Annotated in this window: 18 protein-coding genes; 4 read left to right on the forward strand and 14 right to left on the reverse strand. The window is 60.9% G+C overall.

Translation table 11 applies throughout. From position 1 onward, the window contains the following. Window positions 1-189 precede the first annotated feature (189 nt). On the forward strand, window positions 190-1,443 hold the full coding sequence (locus ACL2XN_RS23740; RefSeq protein WP_413729598.1) for an MFS transporter: 1,254 nt from the start codon (window positions 190-192) through the stop codon (window positions 1,441-1,443). 140 nt (window positions 1,444-1,583) lie between these two features. On the opposite strand, the gene ACL2XN_RS23745 is transcribed toward ACL2XN_RS23740, so the two are convergent. From ACL2XN_RS23745 to cecR, 5 genes are read right to left on the reverse strand one after another with little or no spacing between them, the layout of a single operon-like run. Then, on the reverse strand, window positions 1,584-2,690 hold the full coding sequence (locus ACL2XN_RS23745; protein WP_410013883.1) for an ABC transporter permease: 1,107 nt from the start codon (window positions 2,688-2,690) through the stop codon (window positions 1,584-1,586). A gap of 9 nt (window positions 2,691-2,699) precedes the next feature. After that, the gene (locus tag ACL2XN_RS23750; protein ID WP_413721249.1) at window positions 2,700-3,842 is read right to left on the reverse strand and encodes an ABC transporter permease; all 1,143 of its coding nucleotides are present in this window, start codon (window positions 3,840-3,842) and stop codon (window positions 2,700-2,702) included. Continuing rightward, window positions 3,829-5,571, reverse strand: coding sequence for an ATP-binding cassette domain-containing protein (locus ACL2XN_RS23755; RefSeq protein WP_413729599.1), 1,743 nt, complete (start codon window positions 5,569-5,571; stop codon window positions 3,829-3,831). Before ACL2XN_RS23755 ends, ACL2XN_RS23750 begins: the two co-directional genes overlap by 14 nt. Further along, window positions 5,561-6,595, reverse strand: a complete 1,035-nt coding sequence (gene hlyD, locus ACL2XN_RS23760) for a secretion protein HlyD (RefSeq protein ID WP_413729600.1) — start codon at window positions 6,593-6,595, stop codon at window positions 5,561-5,563. Before hlyD ends, ACL2XN_RS23755 begins: the two co-directional genes overlap by 11 nt. Beyond that, the gene (gene cecR / locus ACL2XN_RS23765) at window positions 6,592-7,290 is read right to left on the reverse strand and encodes a transcriptional regulator CecR (protein ID WP_410013887.1); all 699 of its coding nucleotides are present in this window, start codon (window positions 7,288-7,290) and stop codon (window positions 6,592-6,594) included. Before cecR ends, hlyD begins: the two co-directional genes overlap by 4 nt. A gap of 304 nt (window positions 7,291-7,594) precedes the next feature. Between cecR and bhsA the strand changes: the two genes are divergently transcribed. Next, window positions 7,595-7,852: a multiple stress resistance protein BhsA gene (bhsA, locus tag ACL2XN_RS23770; protein ID WP_410013888.1), complete on the forward strand. Its 258-nt coding sequence runs from the start codon at window positions 7,595-7,597 to the stop codon at window positions 7,850-7,852. A gap of 68 nt (window positions 7,853-7,920) precedes the next feature. Here the strand turns inward: bhsA and ACL2XN_RS23775 are convergent, their stop codons facing one another. The 4 genes from ACL2XN_RS23775 to ACL2XN_RS23790 all read right to left on the reverse strand — a co-directional run bounded on the left by ACL2XN_RS23775 (window position 7,921) and on the right by ACL2XN_RS23790 (window position 12,639). Further along, window positions 7,921-8,991, reverse strand: a complete 1,071-nt coding sequence (locus ACL2XN_RS23775; protein ID WP_410013889.1) for a porin — start codon at window positions 8,989-8,991, stop codon at window positions 7,921-7,923. A gap of 879 nt (window positions 8,992-9,870) precedes the next feature. Continuing rightward, window positions 9,871-10,704, reverse strand: a complete 834-nt coding sequence (locus ACL2XN_RS23780) for an ABC transporter permease (RefSeq protein ID WP_413729601.1) — start codon at window positions 10,702-10,704, stop codon at window positions 9,871-9,873. Next, on the reverse strand, window positions 10,701-11,591 hold the full coding sequence (locus tag ACL2XN_RS23785; protein ID WP_413729603.1) for a quaternary amine ABC transporter ATP-binding protein: 891 nt from the start codon (window positions 11,589-11,591) through the stop codon (window positions 10,701-10,703). The genes ACL2XN_RS23780 and ACL2XN_RS23785 overlap by 4 nt, the downstream gene beginning before the upstream one ends. A gap of 100 nt (window positions 11,592-11,691) precedes the next feature. Beyond that, window positions 11,692-12,639 (reverse strand): choline sulfate utilization transcriptional regulator, encoded by a 948-nt coding sequence (locus tag ACL2XN_RS23790; RefSeq protein WP_410013892.1) that lies wholly within the window; start codon window positions 12,637-12,639, stop codon window positions 11,692-11,694. A 106-nt stretch (window positions 12,640-12,745) separates the two neighbouring features. Between ACL2XN_RS23790 and betC the strand changes: the two genes are divergently transcribed. Beyond that, window positions 12,746-14,281 (forward strand): choline-sulfatase, encoded by a 1,536-nt coding sequence (gene betC, locus ACL2XN_RS23795; protein ID WP_413729604.1) that lies wholly within the window; start codon window positions 12,746-12,748, stop codon window positions 14,279-14,281. Window positions 14,282-14,304: 23 nt separating this feature from the next. Continuing rightward, window positions 14,305-15,252: a choline ABC transporter substrate-binding protein gene (gene choX, locus ACL2XN_RS23800; protein ID WP_410013894.1), complete on the forward strand. Its 948-nt coding sequence runs from the start codon at window positions 14,305-14,307 to the stop codon at window positions 15,250-15,252. A 57-nt stretch (window positions 15,253-15,309) separates the two neighbouring features. Here the strand turns inward: choX and ACL2XN_RS23805 are convergent, their stop codons facing one another. Genes ACL2XN_RS23805 through ACL2XN_RS23825 form a run of 5 tightly spaced genes read right to left on the reverse strand, consistent with a single transcriptional unit; the run spans window position 15,310 to window position 21,023 of the window. Then, window positions 15,310-16,419: an alkylhydroperoxidase domain protein gene (locus ACL2XN_RS23805; protein WP_410013895.1), complete on the reverse strand. Its 1,110-nt coding sequence runs from the start codon at window positions 16,417-16,419 to the stop codon at window positions 15,310-15,312. Beyond that, window positions 16,416-17,480: a putative FMN-dependent luciferase-like monooxygenase gene (locus tag ACL2XN_RS23810; RefSeq protein WP_413731019.1), complete on the reverse strand. Its 1,065-nt coding sequence runs from the start codon at window positions 17,478-17,480 to the stop codon at window positions 16,416-16,418. Before ACL2XN_RS23810 ends, ACL2XN_RS23805 begins: the two co-directional genes overlap by 4 nt. 11 nt (window positions 17,481-17,491) lie before the next feature. After that, window positions 17,492-19,192: a dipeptide ABC transporter ATP-binding protein gene (locus ACL2XN_RS23815; RefSeq protein WP_413729605.1), complete on the reverse strand. Its 1,701-nt coding sequence runs from the start codon at window positions 19,190-19,192 to the stop codon at window positions 17,492-17,494. Further along, window positions 19,192-20,082, reverse strand: coding sequence for an ABC transporter permease (locus ACL2XN_RS23820; RefSeq protein WP_413729606.1), 891 nt, complete (start codon window positions 20,080-20,082; stop codon window positions 19,192-19,194). The genes ACL2XN_RS23815 and ACL2XN_RS23820 overlap by 1 nt, the downstream gene beginning before the upstream one ends. Further along, window positions 20,079-21,023 (reverse strand): ABC transporter permease, encoded by a 945-nt coding sequence (locus tag ACL2XN_RS23825; protein WP_410013898.1) that lies wholly within the window; start codon window positions 21,021-21,023, stop codon window positions 20,079-20,081. The genes ACL2XN_RS23820 and ACL2XN_RS23825 overlap by 4 nt, the downstream gene beginning before the upstream one ends. Window positions 21,024-21,048: the final 25 nt, after the last annotated feature.

A 21,048-nucleotide genomic window follows, 5' to 3' on the forward strand; every position in this document is an offset into this window, starting at 1 on the left:
ATGATACAAATCCACAATAAAAGTAAGAGTATTACGTGCTATAAACAAATAGTTAACAATTTAAAAACATATTATTCCGCTCTGTTCTCATCCGGGTAGCGGGGAACCCCCCGGCGGCATACCCAGGCCTGGCTTATTTTTTCCGGTGCCACCGTAAAGGTGACCGATTCAAAGATAGGACACTAACTTATGTTTAACTGGACCCCTACACAGCGCAACGTGGCATTCGCCTGTTTTGCCTGCTGGATGCTGGACGCCTTCGACTTTTTTATCCTGGTATTTGTGCTAAGCGATCTGGCCGCGTGGTTTAAAACCGATATCGCCAGCGTTTCCATCTCGATTATGCTGACCCTGGCGGTGCGTCCGTTGGGGGCGTTGCTGTTTGGCCGCCTGGCCGAGAAGTATGGCCGCCGGCCGATTCTCATGATCAACGTGCTGATGTTCTCGCTGTTTGAATTGCTGTCGGCCTGGTCGCCGACGCTGGCGCTTTTTATTGCCTTCCGGGTGGTATACGGCGTGGCGATGGGGGGCATCTGGGGCGTGGCCTCGTCACTGGCGATGGAAACCATCCCCGACAGGTCCCGCGGCCTGATGTCGGGCATCTTCCAGGCGGGATATCCCGCCGGTTACCTGCTGGCGGCGATTATTTTCGGCCTGTTTTTCGAGAGCGTCGGCTGGCGCGGCATGTTCCTGATCGGGGCGCTGCCGGTGCTGTTGCTGCCCTATATTTACTTCAAGGTGCCGGAATCGCCGGTATGGCTGGCGGCCAGGGAACGCAAGGAGAGCGTGGCGCTGCTGCCCATTATCCGCGCCCATTGGAAGCTCTGCCTCTATATGGTGGTGCTGATGGCCTGCTTTAACTTTTTCAGCCACGGCACCCAGGATCTTTATCCCACCTTTCTGAAAGTGCAGCACGGCTTTGCTCCCCATACCGTCAGCATCATCGCCATCGGCTACAATATCGCCGCCATGCTGGGCGGCATCTGTTTCGGCTCCCTGTCGGAAAAAATAGGGCGTAAAAAAGCGATGATCATCGCCTCCCTGCTGGCCCTGCCGGTGCTGCCGCTGTGGGCGTTCGCCAGCGGGTCGGTGCTGATAGGCCTGGGCGCGTTTCTGATGCAGTTTATGGTGCAGGGCGCCTGGGGCGTGGTGCCTACCTACCTGACGGAGCTGGTGCCCGCCAATTCGCGGGCGGTGCTGCCGGGCTTTGTGTACCAGCTGGGCAACCTGATTGCCTCGGTGAACGCCACGCTGCAGTCCCGTATCGCCGAAGCGCACGGCAATAACTACGGCCTGGCCATGGCCATGGTGGCGGGCACCGTGGCTATTCTGATCAGTATTCTGGTCAGCTTCGGGCGCGAAACGCAGGGCAAAACCATTTCCGGCTATGATAACGGCGGCGGCCGCCCGAAGGTGGAATCCGCCGCCGGCACGGGCAAATAAGGGCCAGGGGGCGTCGATGGCGGTCTTAGGGATAGCCGGGGCGCACCGGCGTCTGGAAGACCGCCATTTTGCCGGCAAGATTGTGCTGCTTGGGGAAGAGGACTGACGCAGGTGACGTCGGCCGCCGGTTACCGCTCCGCTCAGGCAATCTTGCGGCGGAACATCCAGTAGGCCGCGCTGCCGGTGGTGGCGGTGATCGCCAGCAACGGCCACAGGCTGTGCCAGATAATGGCGAAATCCGCATCCTTGAGGTAAATCTCTTTAATGATATCGGTAAAATGCCGCACCGGGTTTACCCAGGTCAGCGTTTGCAGCCACGACGGCATATTCTCCACCGGCGCGACATAACCCGACAGCAGGATGGCCGGCATGATAAACACAAACACGCCGATAAACGCCTGCTGCTGCGTCGAGCAAAGCGAGGAGATCAGCAGGCCGAACCCCACCAGCGACAGGCCGTAGATCAGCATGGTGCCGTAAAACAGCAGCAGCGAGCCGGCAAAGGGAATGCGGTACCCCAAAATGCCGATAATCAGCACGATGGACGCCTGGATACTGGCCACCACCAGCGCCGGCACCGCTTTGCCGACAAAAATCTGCCAGGTGGTCAGCGGCGAAACCAGCAGTTGATCCAGGGTCCCTTGCTCCCGCTCGCGCGCCACCGACAGCGAGGTGACGATCAGTACGCCGATGGTGGTGATCAGGGCAATCAATGACGGCACCACAAACCATTTATAATCCAGGTTGGGGTTATACCAGTTGCGTATCACCAGTTCGCTGTTATTGGGTTTAACCTGCCGCGCCGTCAGCTCCAGTTGGTAATCGCGGATAATCTGCTGGATATAGTTGGCCGCTATCTGCGCGCTGTTGGAGTTGCGCCCGTCCAGCAGCAACTGCAGCGGCGCTGGAATGCCGGCGGCCAGGTCGCGTGAGAATTGCGCCGGGAAACGCACCACCAGCAGGGCGCGCTGGTTATCCAGGGTGCTTTGGATCTGCTGCGGGCTGCGCAGCCATACCACCGCGGTAAAGGCTTTGGCCTTGGCGAAGCGCTGGGTCAGCTCCACCGAGGCCTGGCCGCTGTCCTCGCTGTAAACGGCGATGGTGGCATGGGTCACCTCAAGCGTGGCGGCAAACGGGAACAGCAGCACCTGCAGAATAACCGGCATGATCAGGATCGCCCGCGTTTGCGGCTCGCGCAGCAGCGACTGCAGTTCTTTGACGATAAGCGTCCATAAGCGATAGAACATAACCCTTCCTCAATCCAGCCTGCGTTTGGTTTTCCAGGCCGTCAGGCCGATAAATCCCACGGCGGACGCCACCAGGAACAAGGTATTCACGACTAAAATCCCGGCGACATTACCCGCCAGGAACAGGCTTTGCAGCGTGCTGACAAAATAGCGCGCCGGGATGATATAGGTCACCGCGCGCACCACGGCGGGCATGCTGTCTATCTGGAAAATAAAACCCGACAACATCACGGCGGGCAGGAACGCCGCGTTTAGCGCCACCATCGCGGCGTTGAACTGGTTGCGCGTCAGGGTGGAAATCAGCAGCCCCATCCCCAGGGTGCTGGCGAGAAACAGGCTGCTGATGCCGAACAGCACCGCCAGCGAACCGCGGAACGGCACGTCCATGACAAACACCGCCACCGCCATGCACAGCGCCATCGCCACCATTCCCAGCACGTAATAGGGCAGCAGCTTGGACAGCAGCAGTTCGCTTCGCGTCACCTGGGTGGAGAGCAGCGCCTCCATGGTGCCGCGCTCCCACTCGCGCGCTATCACCAGGGAGGTCAGGATGGCCCCGATCACCGTCATGATAATGGTGATGGCGCCGGGAATGATAAAATGCCGGCTGACCGCCGCCGGATTGAACCAATAGCGCACCTTGACGTCGATCAGCTGATGAAAGGCGCGGCCCCGATCCTCGGCGCGCTGCTGTTGCCATATTTGCCAGATCCCCTGGGCATACCCCTGCACGAAATTGGCGGTATTGGGTTCGCTGCCGTCGGTAATCACCTGGATGGGCGCGCTGTTGCCGGTCCGGTCCATATTGATGTCGAAATCAACCGGGATCACGATCAGCCCGCGGATTTTTCCCGCCTGCATCAGCGCCACCAGCGCGCGGCGGTTATCGCTGATGGTCGGGGCGATATAGGGGGAGCCGGCAAAAGCCATGGCCAGGTCGCGGGCATCCTCGCTCTGCTGTTCCATCAGGATGCCCACGTGCAGGCGGCTGGAATCCAGGTTGATACCGTAGCCGAAGATAAACAGCAGCATCAGGGGAATGACAAAGGCGATCAGGCCGCTGCTGGGATCGCGCAGGATCTGGCGCGTTTCCTTGTCGCACAGGGCGAGCAGCCGCCGCCAGGAGAACCGCGTAGCGTTATGCCGCGTCATTGCCGCCGTCCTTGTCAACGTTCTGCACCAGCGTGATAAACGCCTGTTCCATGGTGGGATTCGGCGTCTCCTGGTCTGCCGTTTGCTGTTTCAGCTCGTCCGGCGTGCCGCTGGCAATCAGCTTGCCGTGATACACCAGGCCGATCCTGTCGCAATATTCCGCCTCGTCCATAAAATGGGTGGTTACCATCACGGTGACGCCTTTTTCCACCATGCCGTTGATATGCAGCCAGAACTCGCGCCGGGTGAGGGGGTCGACGCCGGAGGTGGGCTCATCAAGGAACAGGATATCCGGCTCGTGCATCAGCGAGCATGCCAGGGCGAGGCGTTGCTTAAATCCCAGCGGCAGCGCGTCGGGCGTCTGGTTGAAAATGGGGCCGAAATCGAACGCCTTGCTCATCTGCGCGATTTTCTGGCGCTGGCGCTTACCGTGCAGTCCATACACGCCCGAGAAAAACCGCAGGTTCTGCGACACCGTCAGATTACCGTAGAGCGAAAATTTTTGCGCCATATATCCCAGGCGCTGGCGGGCTTTGCCGGAGCTGGTCTTCAAGTCCATTCCCAGCACCAGCGCCTGGCCCGCGGTGGGGATCAGCAGGCCGCACATCATTTTAAAAGTGGTGGATTTACCGGCGCCGTTCGGGCCCAGCAGGCCGAAAATTTCCCCCCGGGTCACCGTGAAATCCACGTTATCGGTCGCGGCAAAATCACCGAACTTCTTGGTTAGCCCCCGGGCCTCGATCACCGTTTCATGCCGGTCGCCGGTTACCTGCGGCATAATATCCGCCAGCGCCTGTTGGGTGGCCGGGCCGCCGCCCAGCAGATCGATAAAGGCATCCTCGAAACGCGGCGCCGTTTCCTCGATATTTGCATCGGACAAGCCGAGCGCCCGGCCCAGGCCCGACCGGTCGGCGTCTTTTTTCAGGATCAGGCGCACGGCTTTGCCCTGGATGACGCCGTCGCCTATTTGTTCCAGCCGCAGCGCGCGCCGCAGCAACTGGCGGTTGGTGCCGGCGGCGTCATGGGCCAGCCACGTGCGGCCCGCCATGGTCGCCGTCAACGCTTTGGGCGCGCCGCTATAGATCAGTTCCCCTTGGTTCATCAGCAGCACCTCGCGGCACTGTTCCGCTTCGTCCAGGTATGAGGTGCTCCACAGGATCAGCATGCCGTCGTCGGCCAGTTCATGCACCATGCGCCACAGCTCGCGGCGGGAAATGGGATCCACCCCGACCCCCGGCTCGTCGAGCAACAGCACCTTGGGCTGGCCTATCAGCGTGCATGCCAGGCCGAGTTTTTGTTTCATTCCCCCCGACAGCTTGCCCGCCAGCCGGGTGGTAAAGGGCGCCAGCGCGGTAAAAGCCAGCAGGCGCTCGAAGGTGTGCCGGCGCTGTTCGCCGGTAATGCCGCGCAGGCTGGCGTACAGCGTCAGGTTTTCCATCACCGTCAGGTCTTCATACAGCCCGAACTTCTGCGGCATATAGCCAAGGATGGCGTGCAGGCCGGCGTCGTCGCCCACCGGATCCAATCCGGCCACGCGCAGGGTGCCCTGGCTTGGCGTCAGCAGGCCGGCCAGCATGCGCAGCAGCGTGGTCTTGCCCGCGCCGTCCGGGCCGACCAGCCCGGTGACCCCGCCGCTTTGCAGGGTGATGGTCAGGCTGGCCACCGCCGGTTTCGCCAGGGACGCAAAGCGTTTCTCCAGCGCATCCAGCACAATCTGGTTAGCGGGCATAAACATTCCCGCCGGCGGGCTGTGCCGCGGTTGGCTCCTGGCCGTCGGCGAAATCCAGGGTCACCGGCATGCCCTGGCGCAGCCGGTCGTCGGCATCGGTGACGATAATCCGCAGGCGATACACCAAATCGGTGCGCAGTTCCGGCGTTTCCACGTTTTTAGGCGTGAACTCCGCCGTCGGCGAGACAAAGCCGATTTTACCGTGATAGGCCTTGTCCGGCAGGCCGTCGGCGCGAATGATAATCCGGGTGCCGGGTACCGCCTGGTTGAGGTTGCGTTCATCGATATAGGCGCGCACCCACACCGGCCGCGTCAGGGAAAGGGTAAATACGGTGTCGCCGGCGCCAAGCATGCTGCCGACCTCCTGCGCCCGGGTCAGGATAGTGCCGCCCGAGGGCGCCGCCAGCATGGTATCGGTTGCATCCAGGGCGGCCTGGTCCCGCGCCGCCTGCGCCTGGGCGAGATCCGCGTCGGCGGAGGCGATCTCCTGTGGCCGGTTGCCGGCCAGGTACTGTTGCAGCTTATCCCTGGCCGCCTGCAGGTTGGCCTTGGCCTGGTTGCTGGCGGTCAGCGCGTCCTCCAGCTGGTCGGCGGAAATGGCCCGTTTGGCCCAGGCGCCCTGCTGGCGATGGTAAAAACTGTCGGCATAATTGAAGGCGGCCTGCAACTGCGCCATCTGCGAGCGCACCTGGGCGATTTCTTCGTTGCGATACCCGGAGCGGGATAAATCCAGTTTGGCCCTGGCGCTGTCCACATTGGCCTGGGCCTGCGCGAGGGCGTTACGATACGGCGCATCGTCCAGTTTCGCCAGCACCTGGCCGGGATGCACCACATCGCCTTCATCCACCGCCAACTGAGCCAGACGGCCGCCGACGCGGAAACCAAGGTTAACGGTGCGGATATCCACATTGCCGTAAAGGGTCAACGGCCGGTTTTGCTGGCGGTGGTAGTACATGACGCCATAGATCGCCGCGCCCAGCAGCGCGATAACGATGACGGCCGCGGCGATACTTTTTTTATTCATGATTTTTTGCCTGTGTGGCCGGCCTGTTCGGCCCGCAATCCATGAAGGAACCAATCGATATGCTGTGTCAGCACCTGGTTGATCTGGGTAACCTGCGCCGGGCCCAGGTCGCTCCATCCGGTGCGCAGCAGGATGGTTTCCCGCGCCAGCCGGAACGCCAGCACTTCCCCCAGCAGGGCATGCGTGTGGACAATGGTGGCGACCGACAGCGGATCGCAGCCGGTAAAACCTGCCACCAGCCGGGTGATGCGCTGATGCATCGGCGCAATCGCCTGCTGGTGGATAATGGCGTAGGCCCCGGTGGGGGAGAGCTGCTCCCGCGAGATGATTTTACTCAGATTCAGCGTTTCGCTGCGGGCCAGCAGCCCGGTCATGGTCAGCAGGGACTCATGCAGATAACGCCGGCACTGCCCGGCATCCACCTCCGGCTGCGCCAGCAGCGCATCAATTTGTTGCGCCTGTGAATGCAGGGACTGGGCGATAAAATCCGCAATCCATTGCGCGACCGCCAGGTACAGCCCTTCCTTGGAGCCGAAATAATAAAAAATCGCCGCGATATTTTGCCCGGACAACTGGGCGATTTCGCGCGTGGTGGCGGTCTGCGGGCCTTTTTCGCCAAATAAGGTAATGCCGGCGGCGATCAGCTGGGCTTTCGCCTGTTCGCCGCGCGCGGTGGGGGCCGGAGAAGGGGGCATGGTGGCTCCAATAAAATAAGTCAAACGTTTGATTAACTTTAACCCCCGCCCGGTTCGCTGTAAAGGACCACCGTGATTTATTTAGGCGGCTGGCCGCGTCAAGGATGACGTTTCCTGACCGGGGAAACAAACAGACACGGCGATGCCAACATATTCACCGGTCTTTACAGTACTTTAGGTAATTAGTTAATGATTGATAAAATATTACTTGATCTGCGGCGCCAAGATGTCTATTATTTACTTATCGAACGTTAACAAATTAACGTCCAGTCCATTAATGCTTCATACCATGAGAACAGACATTATGAAAAACCTGACACTTGCCATCGCAGCCATCGTATTCAGCACCGTTTCCGCCGGCGCCTTCGCCGCCCAGGAAGTCACCAGCCGTCCCGCCGGCGAACATTCCATCGGCGTGGTATCGTCATCCACCACCAGTAACCTGTCCGATCTGGAATCCCAGCTGGCCGCCAAGGCCGATGCCGCCAACGCCACCTCGTATCGTATTATCGGTGCCGGCGGTAATGACACCCTGCGCGGCAGCGCCGAGCTGTATAAATAAGCTCAACGTAAAAAAACAGCATAAAAAAAGCGGCCGCAGGGCCGCTTTTTTTTTGCGTTTGATAAACCTTAGAACTGATAGGTCAAGCCCAGGCCGACCTGGTCATCGTCGGCGATGCCCAGCTTATTGTCTTCGCTGAGACGGTTGATTTTATAATCAACATACGCATTGATATTCTTGTTGAAGAAATAGGTCAGGGACGCGTCATAGTATTTCACCAGATCGACATCGCCGATGCCTTCAACATCGCTGGCCTTGGACTGGAAGTAACCGAACATTGGTTTCAGGCCAAAATCGAACAGATAAGAAGCGATGGCTTCGAAGTTCTTGGTTTTATTGGCGTAGCCGCCGGTGATCGGGGTGTAGTTATGCGTTTCGCCGTACAACGCGGCGGCATAGACGCCGGAATTGTCATATTTCAAGCCGCCCGCCCAGACGTCGGCTTTGTCGCCGTTACCGAGAGCCAGGCTGTTTTGCGGCTGGGTGCGGTTGGACGAGGCATAGGTGCCGAGTACCGACAGGCCGAAATCAAAGGTATAAGACGCCGATGCGCCGTAACCGTCGCCGTTGGATTTGTTGGCGGCACGGGCGTTACCGGAATTTTCGTCGTTGGCGCCCTGGTATTGCAAGCCAAATTTCAGACCGTCGACCAGGCCGAAGAAGTTGTTGTTGCGATAAGTGGCCACGCCGGTGGTACGGCCGCCCATAAACACGTCGGCGGCGCTGTAGGTCAGGTCATCGAAGATTGGCGCGGTATCGGTTATCGCCGCGACATCATAAGCGATGCCCCAGTTGCGGCCGTAGTCGATTGAGCCGTAGTCTTTCAGTTTCAAGCCGGCAAAGCCCAAACGGGTTTTGGTGCCGGTCAGCGCGTCGGTGCCGCCTTCAGTATGGTTGGCCTGAACATTGTATTCCCATTGGCCGTAACCGGTCAGGGTGTCGTTAATCTGGGTCTGGCCTTTGAAGCCAAAACGCATGTAACTTTGGTCGCCGTCAATGGTCTTATTGTCACTAAAATAGTGGCGGGCGCGCACGCTGCCGTACAGATCCAGCTTGTTGCCGTCTTTGTTATAAATTTCCGCGGCGTGCAGAGCTGGGGCAATCAATGTCGCTAAAACGGCCAATGCTATCTTCTTCATTCCTGTTTTTCCTTACCAAATACTCTCGAGTTTATAAAAAGGACTCAACCTTTTGATGGCTGATGTCCTGAGCTAACCAGCATTTATAATTTAAAAATAAAAGCTCAGAGAACGCGCAATGCTAATTTAAATATCACCCTGTGGACCGATTTCGCAGGATAGTAGCAGCAAAATCGTCACGAAGATTGTGAACTTTTCATTAAAGTAGGAATCTACCTATCATAGAGCGCTATGCCGCGCGGTACGCTACCTTAACTTGTCATACAGATTTAAAAGTTGAGAGCCATCACAAAACCCTTTTTTTATTTAAGGGTTTAAACCAATGGCCGTATCAAGCTACCTTCCGGCCGGTGATGAGCGCTGCTTAAGTCAAATCCGCGGTCAAAAAGAGCCTGGCCAGCATCAGTACTGCTCGTCTCTGATGCCCCGCGTGGCAGCCAGCCAGATCGAAATTGGTATAATACATTTTACCCGGGCCAGCACCGCGCGCGACAAGGAGTCATTTTCCGTGCCGTTATTGCCTCGCTGTAAATAACACTTGTCAAGATAATATTTATCATTTGTATAACAATTGTCATGGCAATACGGCAGTAGCAAAACTTATCCGAATACCGCCGCCTTAAAGTTAACTTATCTTAAATTAACCGGACAATCCGTTTTTGCCTGTGCCCGTACGCCGCTTACTTTGCATTATCATGACAAAATAAACAAAGTGTTTTTTTTGATATAGATATTACCTATCACAGCATAATAACCCTTTACCCGCCGCACAGCCTGGGCATAACCACCATAAAACATTGTCAATTTGCCCAACGTTGATTAAGTAAAAAAAGCATATCGTTATTTAGCTAATAGTAACCATGATTAATAATATGATTATTATTTAGCTACAGGATGTCGCACCAGGCTCGCCGAGAGCCGGTCCAGCAGCATGGCCATCAGCACCACCGCCATGCCGCTTTGCAGACCTTGGCCGATGTCCAGCTGCTGGATGCTGGTCAATATATCGTTGCCAAGACCGCCGGCGCCGACCATGGAGGCGATAATCACCATCGACATCGCCATCATGATGGTTTGGTTTACCCCGGCCATAATGGCCGGCAGCGCGTTGGGCAGCTGTACCTTCCATAATAGCTGCCGGCGGGTGCAGCCAAACGCCAGGCCGGCTTCCACCAGGCTTTTATCCACCTGACGGATGCCCAAATCGGTTAAGCGGACCACCGGCGGCATGGCGAACAGTACGGTGGCGAAAATGCCCGGCGGACGGCCGAGGCCAAACAGGATCGTGGCGGGGATCAGGTAGACGAAGGCGGGCATGGTTTGCATAAAGTCCAGCATCGGCCTGACAAGCTGGCCCGCCCGGTGCCGCCGGGCTATCATAATCCCCAGGGGAATGCCGGCCAGCAGGCTGAATAACGTTGACGCCAGGGTGAGCGCAAGCGTGACCACGGCATGTTCGCTGTAGCCGCTATAAATGATATACAGCATCGCCAGGGCGCTGAACACGGCGAACCCCTTGCCGACGCGCCACAGGCTCAATCCCACCGCAATCACGGCCAGCCCCCAGGGCGAAAGCCAGCCCAGGCCCAGCTCAAGGGCGCCGGCAACCGTGTCGATCACCTTGGCCACCGCGTCAAAAAATCCGCCGCAGTGTTCCAGCAGGTAACGCACGCCCGCGTCGATCTGCGCGCTGAAATCAACCGTTCCGCTCATGGGCGGGGCTCCCGGTGCGCGGGTGATTGGCCGCTGAACGCGCCGGCATAATTTTCGGCCAGGACGAAACGCGACGTATCGACCCCGGAGAAAAAACGCCGCACGTAGGCGTTTGCCGGCGCATTGACGATTTGCTCGGCGGTGCCGATCTGGATGACCCGGCCCTGCTGCATAATGGCAATGCGGCTGCCGATACGCAGCGCCTCCTCGATATCGTGAGTGACAAAAATGACCGTTCGCCGCTGGCCCGCCTGCAGGCGCAGCAGCAGTTCCTGCATTTCACGGCGGTTGATGGGATCGAGCGCGGAAAACGCCTCGTCCATCAACAGCAGCGTGGGATTGACCACCAGCGCGCGCGCCAGGCCGACCCGCTGCTGCATGCCGCCGGACAGCTGATGCGGCAGTTGTCCCGCCACCTGCGCCAGCCCCACCTGCGCCAATACCGCCAGCGCCTGCTTATGGCGCTGCGCCGTGCCGACACCGGCCAGCTCCAGCCCGAAGGCGGCGTTATCCAATACGCTGCGTCTCGGCAGCAGGGCGAAAGACTGGAACACCATGCCCATTTCATGCCGGCGCAGCTGGATAAGCGCGGTTGCCGATAGCCCCGATAGCGGTTGTCCGCTGAAAAACACCTCGCCGGCGCTGGGTGTTATCAGGCGATTGAGGGTACGCAGTAGGGTGGATTTGCCGGAGCCGGATAAGCCGACGATGACAAAGATCTCGCCGCGATAAATATCCAGCGAAATATTGTTTAACGCCACCGAGCAGCCCAATTGGGTAAATATGTCGGCAGGGTCCATGCCCTGTTGCAAACGCGACAGGGCATGCCGTTCGCCGTCGCCGAATATTTTATACAGCCCGTCAATTTTTATCAGCGTTTCATTCATCGGGTTTTATTTTTTTTGCCATGTCCCAACCATAAGCACAGGCTATAAGAAAAAAGAACGGCGCAATAAAATATTATCGTCTGAGTTATAACTAAATGGTTTAAACCAATTGACCGTAATGGGCGTTATTTTCCTCATGCTGTTTAAAACTGAACGATTCACGGATTAACCATTTTTTAACTTTCTGGTAAAGCAGGCGATTATTTCCCCTCTCCGGCTGAATTAAATAATAACCGCGCCCGGTTTTTAATTGCGGCCCGCAGACGATCAGTTCGCCGCTATCCAGGAATTGATCCACCAGCGGCTTCCAGCCCAGCGCCACGCCCTGGCTTTTCAGCGCCGCCTGGATGACCAGCGAATAGGCGTTGAAGGTCAGGGAGGTCACGCCGTCGTCAGGCTCCACGCCCTGGCCGCGAAACCAATCCTGCCAGCTCAGCCAGCGCCGGGGCAGGGTATCGGGCAGGTTGAGCAGCGCCAGCGCCAGCAGGTCCCGGGCCGCAGTCGGCCTGCCGAACTGCTGGAAAAACAGTGGGCTGCATACCGGCACCACCAGTTCGGGAAACAGCATATCGCTGTGGCAGCCGGGGATCTGGCCGTCGCCAAACGAGATGCCCAGATGGGCGCTGCTGTCGCGCAGGGAGAACTCGTTGGGCGAGGTGGATATCTGCACATCGACATTGGGGATCAGCTGTTGCAACTGGTCCAGGCGCGGCAGCAGCCAGTAGCTGGCAAAACCCATATCCGTATCGATGCGCAGCACATCCCGTTGTTTTTTCAGCTGTATTTTTTCTATTTGCTGACTGATCTCCTGCAGGCTGGCGCGTACGATCTGGTAAAGCTGCTCCCCGGTGTCGGTCAGGGCCACGCCGCGGTGGCGCCGTTCGAACAGCGTGGCGCCTAATTGATTTTCCAATAAATTGATGCGCTGGCTTACCGCCGGCTGTGACGAACCTAATTCCTTCGAGGCGGCGGTAAAATTAAGATGACGCGCCGCCGCTTCAAAAACAGTCAGCGCCTGTAACGGCGGCAGCCGGAAATTGTTTGCCATAACGTCCCCTTATAGACCGATAAGAAATTAACCGGTTCACAGCAAAATATATTTGTGCGATAAAAATAACATTGAGCTGTAAATTTATTTAAAGCGAAATTTAACTATGCTTAGCAAAAAACCGAATATTGTTATTCTTATGGCCGATCAGCTTGCCGCCGGCGCGCTTTCCGCTTATGGAAATAATGTCAGCAAAACCCCGAATATAGACAGACTGGCGCGCGAAGGCGTGGTATTTACCTCCGCGTATTGCAATAGTCCATTATGCGCGCCATCGCGCGCGTCGCTGATGACCGGCCAGTTAATTTCCCGTAACGGCGTATACGATAATGCGGCGGAATTTCGCGCCGAGAGTCCGACATTCTGCCATTATCTGCGGCAGGAAGGCTATCGCACCTACCTGGCCGGCAAAATGCATTTTTGCGGGCCGGATCAGTTGCACGGGTTTGACGAACGGCTGACCACCGATATCTACCCGGCGGATTTCGGCTGGACGCCGGACTGGCGTCATCCTGAACGCCGGCTGGACTGGTATCACAATATGAGTTCGGTACTGGACGCGGGAGAATGTATCCGCACCAACCAGCTGGATTTTGACGACGAGGCCCTGTTCCACACCCGGCAAAAGCTGTTTGATTTGGCCAGGCGGGACGACGGGCGGCCCTTCCTGCTGATGATGTCGCTCACGCATCCCCACGATCCCTTCGCCATCCCGCGCCGTTACCTGGATCGCTATCGCCCCCAGGATATCGACCTGCCCAGGGTGGCGGCGGGGGACGCGCCGCCGGACGCGCATTCGCAGCGGCTGCGCGCCATGTATCAGCTGACCGACGGGCTGCTGGATGATGACCACATCCGCCGGGCGCGCCATGCCTATTACGGCGCCCTGTCCTATGTCGACGATCGCTTCGGCGAGGTGCGCGACACCCTGGATGCCACCGGCCTGGCCGACGACACCATTATCATCCTTATCTCCGATCATGGCGAAATGCTCGGCGAGCGCGGCCTGTGGTACAAAATGAGTTTTTTTGAAGGCGCGTCGCGCGTGCCGATGATCATCCACGCCCCCGGCCGCTTTGCGCCCCGGCGCGTTGAGCAGAATGTGTCGCTGGCCGACCTGCTTCCGACATTGCGCGAGCTGGCCCATGGCCGGCCGCTGACGGAAGAGGAGCAGGCCGCGCCCCTGGACGGCCGCAGCTTGGCGCCGCATCTGCGCGGCGAAGCGGGACCGGACGGGGTTTACGGCGAATATCTGGCGGAGGGCGCGCTGGCGCCGATGGTGATGATCCGGCGCGGACCGTGGAAATTCATCGCCTCCCTGGGGGAACCCGATCAGCTCTACAATTTGCGCCAGGATCCCCTGGAACTGGCCAATCTGGCGTTATCGCCGGCGTTTGCGCCGCAGCTGCGGCAGTTTCAGCAGGAAGCACAGGCGCGCTGGAACCTTCCCGATCTGAACCAGCGGATCTTAAGCAGCCAGCGCGCCAGGCTGTTCCTGACCGGGGCGCTGGGGCGGGACGGCGCGCCCGACTGGGATTATCAGCCCTGGCAGGACGCCAGCCACCGGTTTATCCGTAACCACCAATCCCTGGACGAGCAGGAGGCGCTGGCGCGCTATCCGCGCCCGCCTTCAACGCTCTGATACTGTTACCTGTGAGGAAGATTATGCGCGTGCACGCCGCTGTTGTTGCCTTGGGGCTATCGCTTGCGATGGGCCTGCCGATCCCAACCCGCGCCGCCGGGGAGGCCGATTGTCAAACGGTGAATATGTCCGATCCCGGCTGGTCCGATATCGCCGCCACCAACGCGGTCGCCGGGGTCCTGCTGCAGGGCCTGGGCTATCGCCAGCAGGTGCAGAATCTCTCGGTGGCCCTGGCTTACCAGGGCTTGAAGACCGGGCAACTGGACGTGTTCCTCGGCAACTGGATGCCGGCGCAGCAGCCGGTGATTGAAAAATACACCCGCGACGGCGCGGTCAAGGTGGTGGGCGCCAACCTGGCCAGCGCTAAATTTACCCTGGCGGTGCCGGACTATGTGGCGCAGGCCGGGGTAAAGGATTTTGCCGACCTGGAAAAATATGCCGACCGGTTCGATCATAAAATTTATGGTATTGCCCCCGGCGCGCCCGCCAACCAGAACATTAAGAACATGCTGGATAAGCATGATTTCAACCTGACCGGCTGGACGCTGGTGGAATCAAGCGAAAGCGGCATGCTGGCCCAGGTCGGGCGCGCGGTGGGCAAGCAGCAGTGGATAGTGTTCCTCGGCTGGGAGCCGCATGCCATGAATACCCACTATAAGCTGACCTATCTGAGCGGCGGCGATCGTTATTTCGGGCCGAATTACGGCAGCGCCACCGTGAATACCGTCACGCGTAAGGATTTTGCCGCCCAATGCCCCAATACCGGCCGGCTGTTTACTCAATTGACGTTTAACGTCGACTTAGAAAACCGGATAATCAAACGGGTGCTGGATGATAAGCAGACCGCCAATGAGGCGGCCGCGGCGGAGCTTAAGCAGCATCCCGAACTGCTGGAACGCTGGCTGGACGGCGTTACCACACGCCAGGGTCAGCCGGGGCTCGCCGCGGTACGCCAAGCGCTGCAGCTCTAGCCGGCGGCGCTCAGGACCGCCCGCGCCCCAGTGCGCGGGCGGTTGTGCTTACCGCGGTTATTCGTCGAAGGGTTCCCCCAGCGTCAGCATCAGCCGGTTGGCCCAGGCGAAAAACGCGGTGGCCTGCACCAGATCCAGCAGCGCCAAATCGCTTAATCCCAATTCGCGCAGCCGCGCCAGCTGTTGCTCCCCCGCCACGGCCGGGGTGGCGGACAGGGCGGCGGCGAAATCAATTATTGCCTGCCAGCGCGGCGACTGGCCGCTGCTGAGCACCGAACCCGGCGGGGTGTCCAGCAGCCGCTGTATGTCGTCCGGCTGCTTGGACAGCTGCCCGGCCTTGCGGGCGTGTACCGAGGCGCAATAGATGCAGCCGTTGACTTTGCTGGCCACCGCCGCGGCCAGCTCCCGCTCTTTACGCGCCAGGCCGCCGGAAGTATAAAAAATGCCTTTGTCGGTCAGCGTTCGCTGTTCAAGCACCGGCAGGTTGCGCCCCAGCAGCCGGAAATAGTCGGAGTCGGCATGGCCGTTGTTCACCAGCACACTTTGCTGCTGGGGGGTGAATTCGGTTAATTTTTTGGCGGCGAGCCAGGGCTCCCAGCCCAGTTCCCGCTGGGTAAACGCCAGGGGAGCGGTACGCCCGCCGCGGGTGGTGCCCCCGGTACGCCAGCGTCCCGCCGGCGCCGCCTGATCCGACGGCGTATCCACCGGCCGCTGGTTTATCAGCCGGTAGCCGCGCAGCAGACGGCTTTGGAAACTGACAAACGCGACCAGCTGCGACAATGTCACGATGGCGTCAAGGGACCACCCCGCCCGGCGCAAATCCGCCAGATGTTCCGCGGCGGCGGCGGCGGGACGATGGCTGAGCAACTGGGCATGGACCAGCGCCGCCTCAAGCCTGGCGCTGCCGGCGGCCGGCGCGGCCTGCCGGAGCGCATAAAAGTCGGCCAGGCGGCTGTCGCCATGCCATAACGCGACCTGCCGCGCGACCTCCAGCCGCTCCGGCAGGGAAAAATCAATGCCGTCGCCGGCGGTGAACAGCGCCTGGTAACTGCCCTGAATATGACGGGTCGCCGCGTCGCGGGTAATACGCGCCGCCGCCAGGGGGGAATCCGGCGCAATCTCCGCCAGGTGGTCGAGTATATCCTCGTTTGCCAGGGTATCGGTCATAGCCTCTCCTGTGAAGAACATGTGGGGGTGCGGTAATCCGGCGCCTCGGCGCTGCGTTGCGCCGCGGGTGTCCAGCCCAGACCGGGCGCCACCTCCTGGGCGATAAGCTCCAGCGAGCGCAAAATGTCAGCATGGGGCGGGTCGATGGAGTGGACCTGGAAAGCCAAATCGGTCACCCGCGCCAGGGCGGTATCCTGCCGCAGCGTCGCCAATACCCGATCGGGGGTGCCGAGATGGACGTCAAAGGCGGCGATAAGATCATCCAGGCGATCGCCCCGCGGGGACTGTCCGGCGGCGCGGGCGTTTTCCGCCTGGCGGCGCAGCCCTTTTTCCGCCAACCGGCGCGCCAGGTCGCCGTCGTCGGCGGCAAACGCGGTGCGGGAACCAAGGATGCGCGGCGCGACGCCGTCGGGCAAGGCGTCCAGATAAGCGTCGATAATGGGATTCTGGATGGCATCCAGCGGCATGTCGGGCGTATGTTCGGGACGGGGCTGGGTGCGCGAGAGCATCAGGCCGTCGCCGGCGGCGCCGGCGCGGGCGCCGCCGTCAACCGAAAACGTCGCCTGCCATACCCTTCCCGCCAGGTGCGGGGCGGCCGGATACAGCCGGTTGCCGCCGGCGCCGATCTCCTCCCCGCGCCAGGCCGCCAGCAGGATGGCCAGGTTGGCGCCGAAAGCGGCGCCGCGCTCGCTGCTTTGCAGGCCGAACGGCGGAAAAGAAGACGGCGTGCCGCCGGAGCCCAGGCCGATCTCCAGGCGTCCGTCCGCCAGGAGATCCAGCACCGCGGTATCCTCCGCCACCCGCAGCGCCAGCTCCATCGGCAGGGTGATGACGCCGGTGCCCAGGCGGATACGGCGCGTTAACGCCGCCACGTGCGCCAGAAATACCAGCGGCGCGGGCAGGCCGCCCTCGGCTTCATGAAAGTGATGTTGGGCCACCCAGGCGGTGTCGAAACCAAGGGTTTCGGCATGCGCAATCTGCTCGGTCGCCAGACGATACCGTTGCCGTGGATTAACCTCATCCAGCAGCCGGGTAAAAAAACCTAATCGTTTACCGCCGATAGTGTTATTGCTCATAAGGTGTCCCCTGGTTGCAGCCGTACGACGTCATGATCAGGTCGCCGGCCGGGTATGGCATTGATCAATTCCCGGGTGTACGCGTCGCCGGGCTGGCTGAAGATGCGCCCGACGGCGCCGGCATCCACCTGGCGGCCTTTGTACAGCACGGAAACGCTATGGGAAATCTGGCGCACGATGGCGAGATCGTGGGAGATGAATAAATACGTCAGGCCCAACTGCTGCTGCAATTCCTGCAGCAGCGCCAGGATCTGCGCCTGTACCGTCACATCCAGCGCCGAGGTGGCCTCGTCGAGGACCAGGATGCGCGGCCGCAGGATCAGCGCGCGGGCAATGGCCACGCGCTGGCGCTGGCCGCCGGACAGTTCGCGCGCTTTACGATCCAGCAGCGCCGGCGGCAGGGCGACGCGTTCGGCCATCTCCTCCACCCGCCGGCGGCGTTCGCTTGTGCTCAGCGGGTCGAAATTGCGCAGCGGTTCTTCTATAACGTTAAACAGACGCTGCGACGGATCAAGGGAACCGAAGGGGTTCTGGTAGACCAGCTGGATTTTCTGGCGTAACCGGCGCAGCGCCTCTCCCCGCAGTCCGGTAATCTCGGTGCCGTCGACAAACGCCCGCCCGGCGTCCGGCCGCTGGAAACCCAGCAGGATACGCGCCAGCGTGGTCTTGCCCGAACCCGATTCACCCACCAGCGCGTGGGTGGTGCCCTGCGCCACGGTAAACGACACCTGGTCCACCGCGCGCAGGGGCGCCGCGTTCTTGCCGCCCAGCGCAAAGGTTTTGCCGATATTCTCGACCACGATCGCCATCGGCGCGGCGTCCTGCCGGGGCAGGGGGGGACGGGCGCGCGCCGACAGCGCCGGGGCATCGTTAAACAGCTGGCGGGTATAGTCGTTTTTGGGCGCGCGCAGCACCTCCGCGGCCGGCCCCTGCTCTTGTATCCGCCCATGGCGGAACACCAGCAGGCGATCGGCGCGCTCGGCCGCCACCGCCAGATCGTGGGTCACCAGCAGCACCGCGGTGCCGAATTCGCGCCTGAGCTCATCGATCAGGTCCAGGATACGTTTTTGCACCGTGACGTCCAGGGCGCTGGTGGGTTCGTCGGCGATAATCAGCGCCGGGCGCAGCGCTATGGCGATGGCGATCAACACCCGTTGTTTCATGCCGCCGGACAGTTCGTGAGGATACTGATGAACGCGCAGCTCGGGATGCGCCAGCCCGACGCGGGTTAACAGCGCGATGACCCGGGCATCGCGCGCCTTGCGTGGCATACGGCCGTGGATGGCGAGGATTTCCGCCACCTGGCTGCCGATGGTCTTGACCGGATTAAGGGAACTGGTCGGGTCCTGCGGGATCAGGCTGATGCGCGCCCCGCGCAGGGCGTCGAGGCGACGCTGCGGCCAGCGGGCGATGTCAACGCCGTTAAGGCGGATGCCGCCTTGTTCCAGCCGGCCGTTGTCCGCCAGCAGGCCGATAATCGCCTGGGCGATGGTGGTTTTGCCCGAGCCGGACTCGCCTACCAGGGCCACCACTTCGCCGGCGCGGATGCAAAACGAGACGTCATGCACCACGCGCCGACGTTGCCCCCCCGCCTCGTAGGCGATGCAGACCTCATCCAGCTCCAGCGCCGGCTCTGCGCTATCGCGCGCGGCGGCGGGCTTGCCGCCCAATCCGGGTAAAGCGTGCAGCAGGCTCATCAGCGGCTCCTGGCAAAAGACTGACTGATACGGTTGGCGGACAGCACCACCAGCACCACCACCACGCCGGGGAAAGTGGTCAGCCACCAGGCGGTGGAAATATAGTTACGTCCTTCGGCAATCAGCAGGCCCCATTCCGGCGTCGGCGGCGGCGTTCCGTACCCCAGGAAGCTCAGCGTGGAAATAGCCAGGATGGCGCTGCCGAACTGCAGGGCGGAAAACGCGATAACCGAGGTCAGGGAATTGGGCAGGATATGCCGCCACAGGACGGCGCCAAAGGTGCCGCCGCTGCCGTAGGCCGCCTCGACGTAATCGCTGTGGCGCACCCGCACCACCTCCGAGCGGGCGAGCCGGGTAAAGTTCGCCACCGAGGTGACGCCCACGGCGATCGCGGCATGCACGGTGCCGAAACCCAGCAGAATAATAATACTCAACGATAACAGCAGCCCCGGTATCGACAGCAGGACATCGATAAAACGCATGATCAGGCTTTCGGCGATGCCGCCGGTGGCGCCGGCCACGACGCCAAGCAGCGTGCCCAGCACCAGTCCCACCGTCACCGCCACCAGGGCGCCCGACAGCGAAAACGCCGCGCCGTAGACGATGCGGGCATAGAGATCGCGTCCCAACTGGTCGGTGCCGAGCCAATGATCGGCGCCCGGCGCCAGCCGCTGGGCGCCGGTTATGCCTTCGGTACCGCTATAGGAGGTAAACAGCCCCGGCGCTATCGCCCAGCAGAGCACGACGGCAATCACCAGCCAGGACAGCAGCAGGCCGGGGCGCACTGCGGGCAAAGGCCGCCGGCCACGGCGCGCCGTGGCGCCGGCGCCGGCCGATGGCGGCGGCGCGGCGGGGGCCGGCGCGGGGGTATTTAAGGGCAAGCTGCTCATGGCGCGGCCTCCGTCTTGGTGTTCACGCGGGGATCGAGCAGCGGATAGACTAAATCCACCGCCAGGTTAATGGCGACAAAGGCCGCGCTGGAAATCAGCACCAGCGCCTGCAACACCGCCACATCCTGGTTATTGACCGCCTGCAGGGTAAGCTGGCCCAGGCCGCCGCGGCCGAATACCGTTTCGGTTATCAGGGCGCCGGCAATCAGTTCGCCCAGCAATAGGCCGGCCATGGTCAGGGCCGGCAGGGCGGCGTTGCGCGCCACATGGCGCCACAGCACGCCGCCGCGGCTGCCGCCCTTGGCCCGCGCCACCGCCACGAAGGGCAGTGTTTGCACCTCGTCGATGTTGCGGGAAAGGATCTGCGCCAGCGGGGCGGCAATCGGCAGAGCCAGGGTGATAACCGGCAGGATCAGCCCCTGCCACTCGCCGGGATTGACGACCGGGATAAGCCTGAGCCGGAAGGAAAACAGCTGGATCAGGGCGATGCCCAGCCAAAAAGTGGGCACGGAGATAAACAGCGAGGGCAGGGCGTGCAGCAGCGATCGCAGCCAGGGGAACGTCGTCAGGCTCGACAGAAACGCTATGCCGAGCGCCAGGGTCGCCGCCACCAGGAAACCGGCGGTCGCCAGGCGCAGCGTGGGGGGCAGATTGGCGGCCAGCAACTGCGTTACCGGCACGCCGGCCTGCACCGAGTACCCCAGATCGCCGCGCAGCACATTGCCCGCCGCGTGCAGATACTGTTGCCATAAGGACACATCGGCGCCGTACGCGGCGCGCATATCCGCGATTTGCGCCGCGCTCAGGCCCATATCCGGATCCTGGAATTTTATCAGGACGGCATCCCCCGGCAGCACCTGCAATAAGATAAAAGAAACGGTGAAGGCCGCCCAAAGCACCAGCAGCGCCTGTCCGATACGTGCGGAAAAATAACGGTTCATTCTGGCCTCCTGGGCGTTAGGGCCG

This window comes from Sodalis sp. RH22 (assembly GCF_047324165.1).
GTDB lineage: Bacteria > Pseudomonadota > Gammaproteobacteria > Enterobacterales > Enterobacteriaceae > Acerihabitans.

What these genes read in the sequence shown, in the direction of transcription:
- ACL2XN_RS23740 (WP_413729598.1), top strand. Translation starts at nt 190, where the DNA reads ATGTTTAACTGGACCCCTACACAGCGCAACGTGGCATTCGCCTGTTTT.
- ACL2XN_RS23745 (WP_410013883.1), bottom strand. Translation starts at nt 2,690, where the DNA reads ATGTTCTATCGCTTATGGACGCTTATCGTCAAAGAACTGCAGTCGCTG.
- ACL2XN_RS23750 (WP_413721249.1), bottom strand. Translation starts at nt 3,842, where the DNA reads ATGACGCGGCATAACGCTACGCGGTTCTCCTGGCGGCGGCTGCTCGCC.
- ACL2XN_RS23755 (WP_413729599.1), bottom strand. Translation starts at nt 5,571, where the DNA reads ATGCCCGCTAACCAGATTGTGCTGGATGCGCTGGAGAAACGCTTTGCG.
- hlyD (WP_413729600.1), bottom strand. Translation starts at nt 6,595, where the DNA reads ATGAATAAAAAAAGTATCGCCGCGGCCGTCATCGTTATCGCGCTGCTG.
- cecR (WP_410013887.1), bottom strand. Translation starts at nt 7,290, where the DNA reads ATGCCCCCTTCTCCGGCCCCCACCGCGCGCGGCGAACAGGCGAAAGCC.
- bhsA (WP_410013888.1), top strand. Translation starts at nt 7,595, where the DNA reads ATGAAAAACCTGACACTTGCCATCGCAGCCATCGTATTCAGCACCGTT.
- ACL2XN_RS23775 (WP_410013889.1), bottom strand. Translation starts at nt 8,991, where the DNA reads ATGAAGAAGATAGCATTGGCCGTTTTAGCGACATTGATTGCCCCAGCT.
- ACL2XN_RS23780 (WP_413729601.1), bottom strand. Translation starts at nt 10,704, where the DNA reads ATGAGCGGAACGGTTGATTTCAGCGCGCAGATCGACGCGGGCGTGCGT.
- ACL2XN_RS23785 (WP_413729603.1), bottom strand. Translation starts at nt 11,591, where the DNA reads ATGAATGAAACGCTGATAAAAATTGACGGGCTGTATAAAATATTCGGC.
- ACL2XN_RS23790 (WP_410013892.1), bottom strand. Translation starts at nt 12,639, where the DNA reads ATGGCAAACAATTTCCGGCTGCCGCCGTTACAGGCGCTGACTGTTTTT.
- betC (WP_413729604.1), top strand. Translation starts at nt 12,746, where the DNA reads ATGCTTAGCAAAAAACCGAATATTGTTATTCTTATGGCCGATCAGCTT.
- choX (WP_410013894.1), top strand. Translation starts at nt 14,305, where the DNA reads ATGCGCGTGCACGCCGCTGTTGTTGCCTTGGGGCTATCGCTTGCGATG.
- ACL2XN_RS23805 (WP_410013895.1), bottom strand. Translation starts at nt 16,419, where the DNA reads ATGACCGATACCCTGGCAAACGAGGATATACTCGACCACCTGGCGGAG.
- ACL2XN_RS23815 (WP_413729605.1), bottom strand. Translation starts at nt 19,192, where the DNA reads ATGAGCCTGCTGCACGCTTTACCCGGATTGGGCGGCAAGCCCGCCGCC.
- ACL2XN_RS23820 (WP_413729606.1), bottom strand. Translation starts at nt 20,082, where the DNA reads ATGAGCAGCTTGCCCTTAAATACCCCCGCGCCGGCCCCCGCCGCGCCG.
- ACL2XN_RS23825 (WP_410013898.1), bottom strand. Translation starts at nt 21,023, where the DNA reads ATGAACCGTTATTTTTCCGCACGTATCGGACAGGCGCTGCTGGTGCTT.